Genomic DNA, 16858 nt, shown 5'->3' with positions numbered 1-16858 from the left:
TATGCCTTTTATTGAAGAAAGCGACCTGCTGGAACTGCACAAGGATATCGACAAGGCGCAAATCATCAACGAGCGCCTGCTTGACCAGATTAAATACAAAAACAAGGAGCTGAAACGCTCCAAGTTGCAGCGCAATATATTTGCGGCCATCACTGCCGTATTCCTCATAGGAACCCTGGCTATTACTTCCTTTACGGTCGGGCTCACATCGAGCGCCCAGCAACAATCCGCAGATTACGTAAATTTTTCTATCGACAGTCTTGAAGTGATCAAGGGCCGGTTGGATAACCTCAAGCAACAAAATGAGGAACTCAGCCTCGTCCGGGAATTTTACCTGGCCAAAAAGTTCCTTGAAAAGGAAACCATTTACTCCGTGCAGGTGAAGGCTTTTGTAGATAAGAACCTGAGCCTGGCTTCCGAATCGCTGACCAATACGATGTTTGTGAAGACCAACCCGTTTTACGCCTATTCCGTAGGGAATTTTGAAACCCTCGAAGAGGCCCAGAAATTCCGGCGGGAACTCGTGGCCATGGGATTCAATGATGCCTTTGTGGCTTCCTACCGCGACGGGAAACGAATAGCCATCGAAGACGCCCAGTAAACTTGCACACATTCAAAATCTGGCTCCGGACCGCCAGGATCCGCACGCTGCCGCTTTCTATTGCCGGCATACTGGCCGGCACAGCTATCGCCCGGGCAGACGGGTACCGGGATACGCTGTTGTTCCTGCTGACCCTGGGGACTACCCTTGCATACCAGATTACCTCCAACTTTGCCAACGATTACGGGGATGGCGTAAAGGGAACGGATAACGAAACCCGCGTCGGACCGGTGCGCACCCTGCAAAGCGGTGCACTTACCCGGGCGCAGCTGAAGCGCGGAATCCTCTTTGCTGCGGGCCTCAGCGCACTCTTAACCCTTGCCACCCTGTACCGGGCCTTTGGCCTGGAGCGAATCGGTTATCTGGGCCTGTTCCTGCTGCTCGGGGCCCTGGCGATCTGGGCTGCCATTCGGTATACCGTTGGGGATAGCGCCTACGGCTACCGGGGGCTGGGCGATTTATTTGTCTTTTTGTTCTTCGGGTTGGTGAGCGTACAGGGAGCCCAGTTTCTCTATAGCCTCCAAATATCCGGTGATGCCTGGTTGCCAGCGGTGTCCATCGGGGCCCTGTCCACGGCCGTGCTGAATTTGAACAACCTCCGGGACAGGGAATCCGACCAGGCATCCGGCAAACGAACCCTGGTGGTTCTCCTGGGTTTTGAAAACGGGCGGCGTTACCACTATGCGCTTTGCGCAATGGCCTTTCTGGGAATGTGCACCTTTGTGTATCTGAAAGGGATTACCAGCCTCTATACCCTGAGCCTGTTACCCTTCGCAATTATTTTCAGGCACCTGGCGCGGATTGCTCGTATACACCAGCCGGCCGACCTGGACCCGGAATTGAAAAAAGTTGCCCTGAGCACCTTTTTCATCGGCTTGCTACTTTATATCGCAAGTCATAATTTTTTGTAAATTTGATTCCATAACCATCTTAAACCAAGCTGCTTTGGAACAACCCATAAAAATCCTCATCGTGGAGGACAACGTGATCATCGCCGATGACATGCAGTCCATGCTGGAGGAGATCGGATATGAGATTGTAGACAATGTCATTGTCTACGAACAGGCGGAGGAAGTGTTGCGTACCAAGCAGGTAGACCTGGTGCTGATCGATATTATTCTCGCCTCGGATAAAACCGGGATCGACCTGGGAAAACACATCCGTGAAAACTACGATATCCCCTTCATCTTTGTCACGTCCAACTCGGACCGGGCAACTGTGGAAAACGCCAAGACCGTCCAGCCGAACGGGTACCTGGTCAAGCCTTTTGAGCAACAGGACCTGTATACGTCCATCGAGATTGCGCTTTCCAATTTTGTGTACGGCTCCAAGAACCGACCGGAAGGCGATGCCGCGGAGGCTGCAGCCGACGAGGTGACGTCTAACTCCGTCCTGAAGGATTCCATTTTTGTCAAGAAGCAGCACCTCTACTACCGGATCCAATTCGAGGATATCCTTTTTATCAAAGCGGACAACGTCTATTTGGAGGTCAACACCCGGGACAAAAAATTCCTGGTGCGCTCCCCCCTGAAGGACTACCTGGAGAAATTGCCGAGAAATAAATTCTACCGGGCCCACAAATCGTATATCGTCAACGTAGACCATATCGACGCCATCAATTCCCGGGACATCATGATCAACAACAAGGCGATCCCGATCTCCAAGGACTTCAAGGAGTTCATCATTTCGGCCATGAATTCCTGATCCGGGCCATCCCGCCCAGCCGCAGATACCGGTTAAATTCACTTTCACAACAGTTTTAAGGCGTTTGGCAACAATTCCTTGGCCCCAGGCAAGCTATACCCGTATTTTAGCGTTGTAATTATGGATTAATTTTTTCATTTTCATATAGTGTTCTCGTAAAAGAGTCCCGTCTAATCCGGCGGGGCTCTTTTTAGTTTCTACCCATTCTGCACCTATCGAAAAGCCGCACTTATCGACAACCGGATGCAAATCCTCGATAAAATGCATTTTGCAACAATTTTTACGTGCTTCACCACAAATTTTTGGAGGTTCACAACATTTGCCGGCAATCTATCGGGCAGGAATGTACATTTGGGGTGTCTGACCGTAATGAGCCCCACATCTTACTGTTTGGATAATTAGGCCGTGTATTCGTACATGGCCTTTTTCCGTTCCATCGGTTGGGGCCTTGAGACGGTTGAGGACCTGCCGGTTGGGGTTCTGCAGGTAAGGTGGCTACCTCTTGTGCCTCGCTAACCACAACCTGCCGGGGATATACAACAATTCCTGTGGCATACGGACAAAAAAAACTATGTTTGGAACGCCTTTTCCAAGTGGAGGGCACTCCCGGGCCAGCCCGGGTTAGGGCGCAAATTATGATTGCAAGGATCGCAAGGATTTTGTTGGTGGCATTGCTGGTTTCCCAGGGGGAGATCAGGGGGCAGGACCTTTCCATGCCCGAATCCGGCGCCTTGCAGACTTTCAAGGAACTCATCCGCCCGGAGGACAAGTTTGAATTTTTCTTCGATACCCCAAACCGCTACGAGGAACAGTCGGCTTATGACTGGCTCGATACCGTGACCGCCGACCTGCACACGGCCACCAGACAGGGCGACTCTACCGCCATACGCGCTTACCAATTGCTTCAGGCCCATTTGTACTTTGACCTGGGGGACTACAACAAGAGCGTTGCCCTGGCCAATGACATCTACCTCGATATCCCGGATTCGGACCGGGAATCCATGCGCACCCTGCTGGAGCTGATCGATAAGAACTACGGGCAGCTGCAGCTCTACGACAAACAGATCGAGATCCGGAAGGAAAAGCGGGAGCGGGGCTTCACCCAGAATATCGCCTTTTACGACATCTATTCCAGCCTCGGCATGCACCGAAAGGCCCTCAAGGATTACATCTTTGAGATGAAGAAGAATATCGACAACACGAACCTCTATCAACTCGCCGAATACGACAACACGGTTGGGGGCTTTTTGCTCAAGGACAACACGGCCGCAGCCGCTCTATCCTATTTTAAGAAGGCGCAGGGGTATATCGTGGTCTATATGAATGACATCCAGAATGTCAAGACCGACAAGGAGGTGGCCCAGGCGGAGTTGCTCAAGGCGATCATCGAAGGAAATATCGGGAAATCGAACGTTCAGCTTACCCAATACCGGGAGGCATTGCCGCACCTGGAAAACAGCATTGCGGTCCTGGAAGACCAGCATCGGGAGATGTACAGGCCGGAGATCGCCGAGAATACACTGGCCCTTGCAGAAGCCCATATGGAACTCGGCAACCTCGAAAAAGCCAGGGAATACCTGGAAATGGATTTATCCGGGATACCTGTGGAGCTCGTCCTGCAGCGCAACCGCCTGCTGGCCTATTACTACGACCGGATTGAAGATTATGGCAGCGAGGTGCGCTACCTCCGCCGGAACGCCCGCCTGCAGGACTCCATCGATCGGGCGGAATCCTCCAGAAGAAAGCAGCAGCTGCTGGCCATCGTCGCCAACGAGGAGCTCGAGAATTCCAAGATCATGGTCAACGAGCAACGGCAGGAACTCGAAAAAGGCCGGGCCGAATTGCAGGCCCAGGATATGCGGATTAACCTGGTTTTTATTTCGCTGGTATTTACATTGCTCGGGTTTGCGGGGTTGGTATACGCCTACCTGAAAAGTATTAAGAACCAACGGCTGATTGCGGAGCAGAAGCACATTATCGAAAACTCCCTGGTGGAGAAGGATTCCCTGCTCAAGGAAATCCACCACCGGGTGAAGAACAACCTGCAAATGGTCTCCAGCCTGTTGAGCCTGCAGACAAAGAACACCCGGAGCCGGGCGGCCATCGAAGCCCTGGAAGAAGGCAAGACCCGGGTCAAGGCCATGGCCCTGATCCACCAGAAGCTCTATCAGAACGACGACCTTTCCGTCATCGAGATGCAGGGGTATATCGAGAGCCTGATCAACAGCGTGCAATCGGTCTTTAAAAAGGGCGGTCACAATATCAATATCTCCATCGATGCGGAAGGGGTGGAGCTGGACATCGATCGGGCCATCCCCTTTGGACTCATCCTGAACGAACTGGTTTCGAACTCATTCAAATACGCCTTCCCGGACGACGACATGGACGGGAAAATCTATATCCATATCCGCAAGACGGGCGACGGCGGTTTCTTTGAATACACAGACAACGGCGTGGGCCTTTCGGAGGATTCCGAGGAACGGGCCAACAACTCCATGGGGATTCGTCTTATCCAGCGTCTGGTGAATCAATTGCAGTCGACACTCAACATTGACAAAACGGGCGAAGGCGTACGTTTTTGGTTCAATTTTTAATAAGTTTGGGAGAAAACGCACTCCCATGAAAATCACTTTCCTCGGGCATGCTGCCCTGAAAATCCAAACAGAAAAACATACCCTGGTCGTAGACCCGTTTATCAGCGGTAACGACCTGGCTAAGGACCGGATAGACCTGAGCAGCCTCAAACCGGATTACATCCTGCTCACCCATGCCCACCAGGACCACATCCTCGATGTGGAAAGGCTGGCCGGCAAAGGGGTAACGATAATCAGCAATTACGAAATTGTCTCCCATTTTGAAAAGAAAGGGCTGGAAGGACACCCTATGAACCACGGGGGCGAAAGGGATTTTGGCTTTGGCTGGCTGAAATACGTCAATGCCGTCCACACTTCTTCCTTCCCCGATGGCAGTTACGGGGGGCAGCCCGGGGGCTTTCTGCTCCGCAGCTCCGGCAAGCAGATTTATATCGCCGGGGATACCGCCCTGCACATGGACATGAAGCTCATCCCGGAATACGGGGAGCCGGACCTGGCCATTCTGCCCATCGGGGACAACTTTACCATGGGGGTTGCCGATGCGATCCGGGCTTGTGATTTTATCCGCTGCGACCGGGTACTGGGGGTACACTACGATACCTTCGGGTATATCGTGATCGACAAGGATCAGGCCGTTGCCGATTTCAAGGCTGCAGGAAAAACCCTGCTGCTCCCGGAAATCGGTTCTTCCATAGACGTATAGGGAGCTGTCCGTATACAGCCTGTCAAAACCCGGATAGACGGATGCCCAAAGCCCCAAAATATACGTAAATTAGCCCCGATCCATGAAGGCATCCCATACGAAATACACGCTGGACTTCATCCGGCCGGGAGGCACCTCCCGCGGGGTGCTTACCAAAAAGGAAACCTGGTTTATCCTGCTCCAGGATGGGGAAGCCTGGGGGATTGGCGAATGCGGGCTATTCAGAGGCCTGAGCGCCGACGACCGGCCCGGCTTTGAAAACCGCCTGGACTGGGCCTGCCAAAACGTCCACCGGGGCCTGGAAAGCCTTCGGGAAGACCTCGCGGAATGGCCGAGCCTGGCATTCGGGCTGGAGCAGGCCTTTCGATCGCTCAGGGCACCCTTCCCCTTACACCTGTTTGACTCGCCTTTCCTCAAAGGGGAACCGATCCCGATCAACGGACTGATCTGGATGGGGGACCCGGAATTCATGGAGGCCCAGATCCGGGAAAAAATCGCCTCCGGATACCGGTGTCTGAAACTCAAAATAGGCGCCCTGGATTTCACTACGGAACTAAATCTCCTCAGCAGGATTCGCCAGAAGTTTCAACCGGACGAGCTGGAGATCCGCGTAGATGCGAACGGCGCCTTTGCCCCCGGGGAAGCCCTGGACAAACTGGGACAACTCGCAGCACTGGAGTTGCATTCCATCGAACAACCCATACGGCAGGATCAGTGGGATCACATGGCGCGGATATGCCGGGAGAGCCCTTTGCCCGTGGCCCTGGACGAGGAGTTGATCGGCCATTTCAGCACGGCCGAGCGCAGCCGGCTCCTGGACGCAATACGCCCGGCATATATCATTCTGAAGCCGAGCCTGTTGGGAGGGTATGCCGCTTGCGAGGAGTGGATTGGCCTGGCCGGGGAACGCGGTATCGGCTGGTGGGCGACCAGTGCCCTGGAGAGCAATATCGGGCTGAATGCCATTGCCCAGTGGACCGCCACCCAAAAAACGGAAATGCCTCAGGGGCTGGGTACGGGCTCCTTGTTTTCAAATAATTTCGACAGTCCGTTGGAAACGGCCGAAGGCCAGCTTTGGTATCGGGCCGGGAAGGACTGGAATATTCCTTTATTAAAATCCATATGTACATAGAACAGGGTTACCGCGGCAATTTGGGCCGCTGGAAATATTTTTTTATCCCGGCCGGTTTTGTCGGCCTGATGGTGGTCAATTACCTCACCGTCATCAACTCCACCATCAGCGTCGAGGAGGCCTATCAGCAAATGATCGATGCCATTGGGAAGAACACGTTTTTTGCCATGAACCTGGCCTTCCTGGCCTTTGGTCTGCTGCTCGTTCTCGCCTGGACGAAATGGGTCCACCCCCAATCCATCCGTTCCCTGACCACGTCCCGCAAGCGGATCGACTGGAAACGGGTGCTTTTTGCCTTCCTGATCTGGGGCGGGATAACCGTCGGGGTAACGTTGCTGGACGTGGCCCTTTCCCCCGACGACTACCAGTGGAATTTCAGATGGGAGGCCTTTTGGAAGCTCGCGGTGATCGCCATTCTGCTGATTCCGCTTCAGACGAGCTTTGAGGAATACCTGTTTCGCGGCCACATGTTACAGGGGCTTGGGATTATCGCCCGGAATCGCTGGGTTCCCCTGGTGGTGACCAGCCTGTTGTTTGGGTTGCTGCATATCGCAAACCCCGAAGTAGAGAAGTTAGGCTATGGTGCCCTGGTGTACTATATCGGGACAGGGTTTTTCCTGGGGATCATCACCCTGATGGATGAAGGCCTTGAACTGGCGCTCGGATTCCATGCGGCCAATAATCTGATAACAGCACTCCTGGTAACGGCAGACTGGACGGCCTTCCAGACAGACTCCCTCTACCTGGATATTTCCGACCCTTCCCTGGGCTGGGAGGCCTATGTGCCCGTTTTCGTGGTATTTCCCTTGTTACTTTGGATATTTGCCCGTAAATATGGATGGAAGAACTGGCGCAGCCGCCTGACCGGACCGGTCCTCAGCGAAGCGGAAGCCCGCGCCGAATTTGAAAAAAACGACAGATGAAGGAAGCTTACCACCCGCGTTTTCAACTCGAAGGTCAGTCATTTGAATATTCAGACCTGAAGGAAGTAGCGTACAGCCTGGTCAAGGAGGGGGAACCCTTTGAAAAAGACCTGGGGGACTTTTTGATGGATTGGGTCTCAGATGCCCCGTACATCGTACAGCATACCTCGGGATCCACGGGTCCCCCCAAACCGATCCGCCTGGCGAAATCCGCCCTGGTAGCGGGAGCGGGGCAAACGGGAGAATTCCTGGGCTTGCCGGCGGGCACCCGGGCCCTGTGTTGCCTCCCCTTTTCTACGATTGCCGGGAAAATGATGCTGATCCGCGCCCTGGTCCTTGGCTGGGACATCGTGCCCGTGGCACCTTCTTCGGACCCGCTTGCCGACGTCTCGGGCCGTTTCGATTTTACGGCCATGGTGCCCCTGCAACTGCGGGCTTCACTGAGTAAACTGGACCGGATTGACAAGCTGATTGTGGGCGGGGCCCCCGTCCCTGCCTCCCTGCTCGAAATACTGCCGCGGCAAGGCACGGAAATCTGGGAAACCTATGGCATGACCGAAACGGGGAGTCATGTGGCCTTGCGCAAACTGAAACCCATACCGCCGGGAACGAATCCCGAAGAGGAATTACCCCCCTACAGGGCCCTGGAGGGCATCTCCTTTAGTCTGGACGACCGGGGGTGTCTGGTAATTGCTTCCGAAGATCGGTTTGAAAAACCGGTAGTCACCAACGACCTCGTATCCCTTGAGGGGGATGACAGCCTGTGCTGGCTGGGCCGCTGGGACCACGTGATCAATTCCGGCGGGGTGAAACTCATTGCCGAACAACTCGAGAACCGATTGTCTGCCGTTCTCAGCTGCCGGTATTTTGTTGCCGGCGAACCGGATGAACGTCTCGGGGAGCGGCTTGTCCTGTATGTGGAAGGCCAGCACGATACCGGAGAACTCCTGGACCGTATCAAGGCTTCCGGGAAATTCACCGAATACGAAATCCCAAGGGAAATATACACTGTTGAAAAATTTGCCCAGACGGGGACGGGCAAAATCGACCGATCGGCCAGTGAAAACCTGAAATCTGAATCCTGAATACCCTGATAACCCAACGAACACTATGAAGAACTCCTTACTGACCTTTGTTCTGCTCATCGCCTCGATAACCGGGGCCCGTACCCAGGCCGTCCTGCCCGAATCCGAACGGGCAGCGGTGGTAGACGAACTCCTGGAACGCCGGCTGGATTCCCTCCTGCCCGAACTCATGGAGCAGAGCGGCATCGACATGTGGGTGCTGATTTCACGGGAATACAACGAGGACCCGGTTTTAAAGACGTTCCTGCCCGCTACCTGGCTCAGTGCCCGGAGGCGGACCATCCTGTTGTTCTACCGGGACCCCGAATCGGGCGATATGGATCGTCTGGCAGTTGCACGCTACAATATCGGAAAGAGCATCCAGTCTGCCTGGGACAAGGAACAACAACCGGACCAGTGGCTGCGGCTGATGGAATTGATCCGGGAGCGCGACCCGGAGACCATCGGCCTGAATTTTTCAGAGGACCACAATATAGCGGATGGCCTGGATAAGACGGATTACGATGCATTCATGGAGTATCTTCCCCGGAAATACCGGGACCGGGTGGTATCAGCTGAGGACCTGGCCGTGGGATGGATCGAAACGCGCATCCCGGAAGAAATGCCCATCTATGCCCACCTGGTGCGGATTACGCATAATATTATCGCGGAAGCTTTTTCCGATGCGGTGATCACCCCGGGCCGGACTACCACCTCCGAGGTGGAGTGGTGGATGCGCCAGCGCGTAACGGACCTGGGCCTGGATACCTGGTTCCACCCTACCGTCGATATCCAGAGGTCGGCCAGCGAGTTGCGCGGCCACCTGTATTCCTTTTCGGACCGTCCGGAACAACAGGTTATCCAGCCGGGCGACCTGTTGCATTGCGACTTTGGAATCAACTACCTGCGTCTCAACACGGATTGCCAGCAGCTGGCCTATGTCTTGCGACCGGGCGAAACCCAGGCGCCGGAATTCCTGGAAAAGGCCCTGGCCGACGGGAACCGGGTACAGGATATCCTCACCGGGAATATGCAGGCGGGCCGCACCGGGAATGAGATTCTTGCACGGTCCCTGAAAGCGGGCCGTGACGAAGGGCTTCGGCCCGCCATCTATACACATCCGCTGGGCACCTATGGTCATTCGGCAGGGACCACTATCGGCATGTGGGATGCCCAGGAGGGTGTCAGCGGGGCGGACGGAACCAAACACGTGTTGCATAAAAACACGGCCTACGCCATCGAATTGAATACCACGGTCACCCTGCCGGAATGGGGCCGGGATATCCGGGTCATGCTTGAGGAACCCGGCTTTTACGGCAGTGACGGCTTCGTGTACCCGGACGGCAGGCAGACCCGACTGCACCTGATTGGCGCGCACCGGCCTGAGCTTGGGAATTGACCGATAGGGCAATCCGGGATCAGGAAACACGTTGACAACCAGGTTTCAACCCGGATGGGTGGTATGGTAGGTAACATGCCTGACTTGACAATTATTTCGTAACTTTAAGAAAGCCTCGGCATAATTTATGGGGTAAAAATTGCTAAAAGAAAAAGTTATGAGATTATTGTTTGTATTGCTTTGCCTGCCGGCGCTGGTGATGGCCCAGGAAGACCGGCTGATTAAAGGTAAAATAACAGACGGATCCGAATCCCTTCAGGACGTCCGTGTAGTCATCGAAGGGGAATCTAACCCTGTTTTTACTAATTCCGAAGGCCGCTACGAGGTGGAGGCGGCACCGGGCGACGTGCTCCTTTATACCTATACGGGGATGAAGGATATCCGCATCCTGGTGGAAGACGTTACGCGCTTCCTGAACCTGGTAATGGTTCCCGATTATACGGAACTCGAGGAGGTAACCATGACCAAACGCCTGAAATCCCAGGCGGAATTGCAGCAGGAATATCCCGGTAACGAACGCATATTCCAGACTGCTTTCGGCTTTATTGAACCGGATGCCACGGCAGGCCGCGTTCGCATGCTAACCGGCGACCAGATCAACCCGATTGGCGTTTGCCTGCTGGATTTCCTGCGCAACCGGTTTGCCAATATCACGGTTCAGGGCACATGCTCCAAACCCGATGAGGGACGCGTATTCCTCAGGGCTCAGAGTTCGATATTTCGACAGGTCCCGGCAATATTTGACGTGGATGGAATGATCTATACATCCGCCCCGGGCTGGTTGGATATCAACCTGATTGAACGCATGGCCATATTTTACAACCGATCCATGGCTGTCCGCTACGGGAGCGTGGCAGCAGGAGGGGTCATTGTGATCAACACGGCAAATGTCAGTTATAAAGCCCAGGATAAAATACCGGGAATCACCACTGCCACAACCAAGAAATCGCTTTCGGCCGGGCAACTCGCCGAGAACGCCCCTACCTACCTGCAAGAACTGCGGGCGGCAAATTCCACGGAAGAAGCCCAGGCTGTATACCGACAGTATGCCCGGAAGTATTCGGCTTCGCCTTATTTCTACCTGGATGCCTATGAGCACTTTTATTCGGAGCGCTCGGACCGGGAGTTTGCAGACCGGATTATTGAGGATAACAATTTCCGCCTGGCAGGAAACGCCGTTGTACTGAAGGCGCTGGCCTACCTTTACCAGGACCAGGGACGGGAGATGAAGGCCCGGGAACTCTACAAGGAGATCTTTATCCTGCGGCCCGAGTATAGTCAATCCTACCTGGATATGGCGAACGCTTACCGGGATGCAGGGCAATACGCCAAGGCAGCAGCGCTTTTTGGCCGGTACCAGTACCTGCTCTACGAGGGCTTTTTGATTGGCTCGGACGACTTCTGGCTGATTCAGCAGCACGATAGCGACAACCTGTTCCAGATGGAAGGGGAGGACCTGGGCACGGATATGCGGCAGGTGACGACAGATCCGTACCTGGAAGGTGCCACGCGCCTGGTTTTTGAATGGAACAACAGCGAGGCGGAGTTTGAATTGCAATTCATCAACCCGAATGGGGCGGCTTATGACTGGAAGCACACCTATGCGGATAATTCAAGCCGGATCGAGGACGAAAAGATCAGCGGGTATTCAACGGCCGAGTACGTAATCGACCCATCCACGCCCGGCCCCTGGCAGGTCAATGTTACCTACCTGGGCAACAAAAGCCTGACGCCCAGCTACCTGAAGGTAACTACCTATACGCAATTTGGAACGAGCAAGCAGCAGAAGCGCGTGGATACCCACAAGCTGTTCCTCAAAGGCGCCAGCCAGGAATTGCTGACCATTAACAATCCCGGGGTGCAGTAGCGTCGTTTCCATGCGCAGGCCTGGGCAGGAAGCATTGTCTTCCGGCCATTTTCAATTACGGGGCAGGCAGGGAGGCAGTATGGATGCAGCTTACCGTCAGACCTGCAACACCCCCATGTTAAAATCGCGCTCAATAGGGGCGTGGTTGGCCGCTTCGATGCCGGTGCTGATCCAGTGACGCGTATCGGCCGGGTCGATGATGGCGTCCGTCCAGAGACGGGCTGCCGCGTAGTAAGGAGATATCTGTTCGTCGTATCGCTTTTTTATTTTTTCGAACAGTTCTTTTTCTTTCTCCGGGGTGATGGTTTCCCCTTTTTTCTTCAGGGCGGCCGTTTCAATCTGCAACAACACCTTGGCGGCGCTGTTCCCGCTCATTACGGCGAGTTCGGCCCCCGGCCAGGAAACGATCAGGCGCGGGTCATAGGCCTTCCCGCACATGGCGTAATTCCCGGCCCCGTAGCTATTTCCGATAATGACGGTGAATTTGGGCACGACGGAATTACTCACGGCATTGACCATTTTTGCACCGTCCTTGATAATACCCCCGTGTTCGCTCTTGCTGCCCACCATGAAACCGGTGACATCCTGCAGGAAAACGAGCGGGATCCGTTTTTGGTTGCAATTGGCGATAAAACGCGTAGCCTTGTCTGCCGAATCCGAGTAGATGACGCCGCCAATACGCATTTCTCCCTTGGCAGTTTTGGTCACCTTGCGTTGGTTGGCGACAATACCAACCGCCCAGCCGTCAATCCGCGCATAGCCGCACAACAGCGATTTTCCAAAACCTTCCTTGTACTGTTCAAATTCCGATCCGTCCGTAAGCCGCCGGATAATTTCGACCATGTCGTAGGGTTCCGAGCGGGATGCCGGTAATACCCCATGCAGGGTCTGTGGGTCCTCGGCCGGTTTTTTCGGCTCAGCCCGGTCAAACCCGGCCGAATCCCGGCTGCCCATTTTATCGAATACTTTACGGATGCGGTCCAGGGCATCCTTATCGTCCTTGGCCTTGTAGTCCGTTACCCCGCTGATCTCGCAGTGCGTGGTGGCACCGCCGAGGGTCTCGTTGTCGACGGTCTCCCCGATGGCCGCTTTAACCAGGTAGCTGCCGGCCAGGAAAATGCTGCCGGTTTTCTCCACGATGAGCGCCTCGTCGCTCATGATCGGGAGGTACGCCCCCCCGGCCACACAACTGCCCATAACCGCGGCCACTTGCGGGATACCCAGGCTGCTCATCACCGCGTTGTTCCGGAAGATGCGCCCAAAATGTTCCTTGTCCGGGAAGATTTCGTCCTGCATGGGGAGGAAGACGCCAGCACTGTCCACCAGATAGATAATGGGTAACCGGTTCTCGATGGCGATTTCCTGGGCCCGCAGGTTCTTCTTCCCGGTGATGGGAAACCAGGCTCCCGCCTTGACTGTGGCGTCATTGGCTACCACCACGCAAAGCCTGCCGGCCACCTTGCCAATTTTCACAACCACCCCGCCGCTGGGGCAGCCGCCGTATTCCTCGTACATGTTGTAGCCTGCAAAGGCACCAATTTCAATGGCCTCTTCCGGGTTGTCCAACAGGTACTCAATCCGTTCGCGGGCGGTCATCTTGCCATCTGCATGGAGCTTTTCGATCCGCTTGTCGCCACCGCCTTTGCGGATACGGGCATAGCGTTTACGCAATTCGGAGAGCTTCAATCGGTTCTGGTCTTCGTTTTTGTTGAATTTTTCATCCATAAGGGTGCCGGGTTCTTCGGTGGCGGCCTAAAGATACGCATGATTTTATCATTACATTTGGGAAGAACCAAAATCTGACAGCATGCAAAAACCCATCCGCTGGGGGATCCTCGGCCCCGGAAAGATCGCCGGTAGTTTTGCCCGAGACCTGGCACTTGTCGAAGGCGGGCGTTTAACCGCTGTGGCATCCCGAAACGCAGAACGGGCAGCCGATTTTGCCAGGGAATTCGGTGCAGAAAAGTCGTATGGGAGTTATGCCGAACTCGGGGGGGACCCGGACGTAGATATTGTCTACATCGCCACGCCTCACACATTCCACTTAGAACACAGCCTGCAGATGATCCGGGCCGGTAAAAACGTCCTCTGTGAAAAGCCCATGGGCATCAACCAGGCCCAGGTGCGCGAACTTGTGGATGCGGCGCGGGAACAGGGTGTATTTTTGATGGAGGCCCTCTGGAGCCGCTTCAACCCGGCACTCGTTGAAGCCGCCCGGTTGGTGGGGAGCGGGGAAATCGGGAAACCGGCCTACCTGAAGGCAGACTTTGCCTTTGCCGCCCTGGACCGGGACCCAAAAGGCCGCCTGCTAAACCCGGAACTGGCCGGGGGGTCCTTGCTGGATATCGGAATTTACCCGGTTTTCCTGGCGTATTGGTTCCTGGGGTTGCCCACGGGGTTCAAAGCCGTATCGCACTTCCACGATACGGGGGTGGAGAAGCAGATCGGATTGTTGTTTGAATACCCGCAGGCCATTGCACTCCTGTACAGCGGGTTGAGTTCCCGTTCCGAGATGCGGGCCGAAATTTCCTGCGAAAAGGCATCGCTGTATATAGAGCCGCGCTGGCATGAAACCGATGGGTTCGAAATCGACCGGGAAGGCGAAATTTCCGGCGTTGAACTGCCGACCAAAGGGAAGGGGTACACCCATGAAATCGAAGAGGTCCACAGCTGTTTGCTGGCCGGCGAGCTGGAGAGCAGTCGCTGGTCGCTGGAAAATAGCCTGGAGCTGCACGGGCTCCTGGACCGGATTCGCAAAGAGTGTGGAATCCGGTTTCCCGGGGAATAGAGCCGCGGCCGGCCGATAGCGACAGAAAACGGCCCGGAGGCCTTCGGGTTTCTTTTAAAAAATCCCGATATTTGGAGACTCACCAAACTAGCATGGAACCATATGAAAGATAAGAACACAGTACTGGCCTGGGCAACGGTTATTATGATCATTGTAGGGCTTGGGCTCATCGCCCTCGGGGCATTCCGGTACGATGAAATAGCCGGATGGGGATTTGCTTCAGTGGGCATTGGATTTTTTGCGATTGCCTGGGTTTTCAATGCCCTGAAAGGACGGGTTTAGCCCCTGGCCATTGCGCAGGGGTCGGCAATCCGGACCCGTATTGAATCATCCTGAAAAACAGTAAAACACTATGTCTGACGACAAAAAGGTCATTTTCTCCATGTCTGGAGTGACCAAAACCTATAAAAACGCGAATACCCCGGTACTCAAGGATATCTACCTGAGTTTCTTCTATGGGGCAAAAATCGGCATCCTCGGCCTGAACGGTTCCGGGAAATCCACCTTGTTGCGCATTATCGCCGGGGAGGATTCAAATTACCAGGGGAATGTGGTTTTCTCCCCGGGCTATACCGTGGGCTACCTGGAACAGGAACCCCATCTGGACGACGACAAGACTGTCCTGGAGGTAGTCCGGGAAGGAGCCGCGGAAACCGTACGTATCCTGGACGAGTACAATAAGATTAACGATATGTTCGGGCTGCCCGAGGTGTATGAAGATGCGGATAAGATGCAACAGCTCATGGACAAACAGGCCAAGCTGCAGGACCAGATAGACGCAGCGGGGGCCTGGGAACTCGATTCGAAACTGGAATTGGCCATGGATGCGCTCCGCACGCCGGAGCCGGATAAAAAGATCGGCGTCCTTTCCGGCGGGGAACGCCGTCGCGTGGCATTGTGCCGCCTGCTGCTGCAAGAGCCCGATGTGCTCCTGCTGGACGAGCCCACAAACCACCTGGATGCTGAATCCGTACATTGGCTGGAACACCACCTGGCCCAGTACAAGGGAACGGTTATTGCGGTTACCCACGACCGGTATTTTCTGGACAACGTGGCCGGTTGGATCCTGGAACTGGACCGGGGAGAGGGAATTCCCTGGAAAGGGAATTATTCCAGCTGGCTGGAGCAGAAGGCCAAGCGCCTTGCCCAGGAACAGAAGCAGGCGAGCAAGCGCCAGAAAACCCTGGAGCGCGAATTGGAATGGGTGCGCCAGAGTCCCAAGGGCCGCCAGGCCAAACAGAAGGCCCGTCTGAACAACTACGACAAGCTCCTTAGCCAGGACCAGAAACAACTGGACGAAAAACTGGAAATCTACATCCCGAACGGCCCGCGCCTGGGCACCCAGGTCATCGAGGCAAAAGGAGTGAGCAAGGCGTATGGGGATAAATTGCTCTATGAAGACCTGAATTTCCGGTTGCCCCAGGCGGGAATTGTCGGGGTGATTGGCCCGAACGGGGCTGGTAAAACGACGATTTTCCGGATGATCATGGGCGAAGAAACCCCCGATAAGGGGAATTTTGAGGTAGGGGAGACTGTTAAGATCGCCTACGTGGACCAGAGCCATGCGGACATCGACCCGGATAAAACCATTTGGCAGAATTTCAGCGATTCCCAGGAGCTGATCAATATGGGGGGGCGGCAGGTCAATTCAAGGGCCTACCTTAGCCGCTTTAATTTTTCCGGGAGCGAACAAAATAAAAAGGTCAGCATGCTCTCCGGTGGCGAACGCAACCGGCTTCACCTGGCGATGACCCTGAAAGAAGAGGGCAACGTACTCCTGCTGGACGAGCCCACCAACGACCTGGATGTCAACACGCTACGTGCCCTGGAGGAAGGCCTCGACAATTTTGCCGGTTGTGCAGTGGTCATATCGCACGACCGCTGGTTCCTCGACAGGATTTGCACCCATATCCTGGCATTTGAAGGGAATTCACAGGTCTACTTTTTTGAGGGCTCCTTCTCGGATTACGAAGAAAACCGCAAAAAACGACTGGGGGCCGACAGCATTCCCAAGCGCATCAAATACAAGAAACTCGTCCGGGACTAACCGCTTTCCCGGGTCTAACCGCTCGTCCGGGACTAA

Annotated in this window: 14 protein-coding genes; 13 read left to right on the top strand and 1 reads right to left on the bottom strand. The window is 54.8% G+C overall.

Annotation, left to right across the window (positions count from 1 at the left end):
* The first annotated feature begins 1 nt into the window (after position 1).
* The 10 genes from RB2501_RS12000 to RB2501_RS11955 all read left to right on the top strand — a co-directional run bounded on the left by RB2501_RS12000 (position 2) and on the right by RB2501_RS11955 (position 11987).
* Positions 2–601, top strand: coding sequence for an SPOR domain-containing protein (locus RB2501_RS12000; RefSeq protein WP_015755106.1), 600 nt, complete (start codon positions 2–4; stop codon positions 599–601).
* A 2-nt stretch (positions 602–603) separates the two neighbouring features.
* Positions 604–1512 (top strand): 1,4-dihydroxy-2-naphthoate octaprenyltransferase, encoded by a 909-nt coding sequence (gene menA / locus RB2501_RS11995; RefSeq protein WP_015755105.1) that lies wholly within the window; start codon positions 604–606, stop codon positions 1510–1512.
* Between the two features lie 34 nt (positions 1513–1546).
* The gene (locus tag RB2501_RS11990; protein WP_015755104.1) at positions 1547–2305 is read left to right on the top strand and encodes a LytR/AlgR family response regulator transcription factor; all 759 of its coding nucleotides are present in this window, start codon (positions 1547–1549) and stop codon (positions 2303–2305) included.
* 635 nt (positions 2306–2940) lie between these two features.
* Positions 2941–4899, top strand: a complete 1959-nt coding sequence (locus RB2501_RS11985; protein WP_041327229.1) for a sensor histidine kinase — start codon at positions 2941–2943, stop codon at positions 4897–4899.
* Positions 4900–4924: 25 nt separating this feature from the next.
* Positions 4925–5602, top strand: coding sequence for a metal-dependent hydrolase (locus tag RB2501_RS11980; protein WP_015755101.1), 678 nt, complete (start codon positions 4925–4927; stop codon positions 5600–5602).
* Between the two features lie 82 nt (positions 5603–5684).
* Positions 5685–6734 carry an o-succinylbenzoate synthase gene (locus RB2501_RS11975; RefSeq protein WP_015755100.1) on the top strand — a complete coding sequence of 350 codons (1050 nt, stop codon included), beginning with the start codon at positions 5685–5687 and terminating at the stop codon, positions 6732–6734.
* Complete coding sequence (locus RB2501_RS11970; protein WP_015755099.1) at positions 6725–7657, top strand: CPBP family intramembrane glutamic endopeptidase; 933 nt, start codon at positions 6725–6727, stop codon at positions 7655–7657. Before RB2501_RS11975 ends, RB2501_RS11970 begins: the two co-directional genes overlap by 10 nt.
* The gene (locus RB2501_RS11965; protein ID WP_015755098.1) at positions 7654–8742 is read left to right on the top strand and encodes an AMP-binding protein; all 1089 of its coding nucleotides are present in this window, start codon (positions 7654–7656) and stop codon (positions 8740–8742) included. The genes RB2501_RS11970 and RB2501_RS11965 overlap by 4 nt, the downstream gene beginning before the upstream one ends.
* A 25-nt stretch (positions 8743–8767) precedes the next feature.
* Positions 8768–10120 (top strand): M24 family metallopeptidase, encoded by a 1353-nt coding sequence (locus tag RB2501_RS11960; protein WP_015755097.1) that lies wholly within the window; start codon positions 8768–8770, stop codon positions 10118–10120.
* 157 nt (positions 10121–10277) lie between these two features.
* Entirely contained in the window at positions 10278–11987 is a 1710-nt protein-coding gene (locus RB2501_RS11955; protein ID WP_041327227.1) for a hypothetical protein, read from the top strand.
* 96 nt (positions 11988–12083) lie between these two features.
* Here the strand turns inward: RB2501_RS11955 and RB2501_RS11950 are convergent, their stop codons facing one another.
* Positions 12084–13712: an acyl-CoA carboxylase subunit beta gene (locus RB2501_RS11950; protein WP_015755095.1), complete on the bottom strand. Its 1629-nt coding sequence runs from the start codon at positions 13710–13712 to the stop codon at positions 12084–12086.
* An 82-nt stretch (positions 13713–13794) separates the two neighbouring features.
* Here RB2501_RS11950 and RB2501_RS11945 point away from each other — a divergent pair, with 82 nt between their 5' ends.
* The 3 genes from RB2501_RS11945 to ettA all read left to right on the top strand — a co-directional run bounded on the left by RB2501_RS11945 (position 13795) and on the right by ettA (position 16822).
* Complete coding sequence (locus RB2501_RS11945; protein WP_015755094.1) at positions 13795–14775, top strand: Gfo/Idh/MocA family protein; 981 nt, start codon at positions 13795–13797, stop codon at positions 14773–14775.
* A 102-nt stretch (positions 14776–14877) separates the two neighbouring features.
* The gene (locus tag RB2501_RS11940; RefSeq protein WP_015755093.1) at positions 14878–15057 is read left to right on the top strand and encodes a CAL67264 family membrane protein; all 180 of its coding nucleotides are present in this window, start codon (positions 14878–14880) and stop codon (positions 15055–15057) included.
* 70 nt (positions 15058–15127) lie between these two features.
* Positions 15128–16822 carry an energy-dependent translational throttle protein EttA gene (ettA, locus tag RB2501_RS11935; protein ID WP_015755092.1) on the top strand — a complete coding sequence of 565 codons (1695 nt, stop codon included), beginning with the start codon at positions 15128–15130 and terminating at the stop codon, positions 16820–16822.
* Positions 16823–16858: the final 36 nt, after the last annotated feature.

The organism is Robiginitalea biformata HTCC2501 (assembly GCF_000024125.1).
Classification (GTDB): Bacteria; Bacteroidota; Bacteroidia; order Flavobacteriales; family Flavobacteriaceae; genus Robiginitalea; species Robiginitalea biformata.
This window is presented reverse-complemented; position numbering and strand designations above follow the sequence as displayed.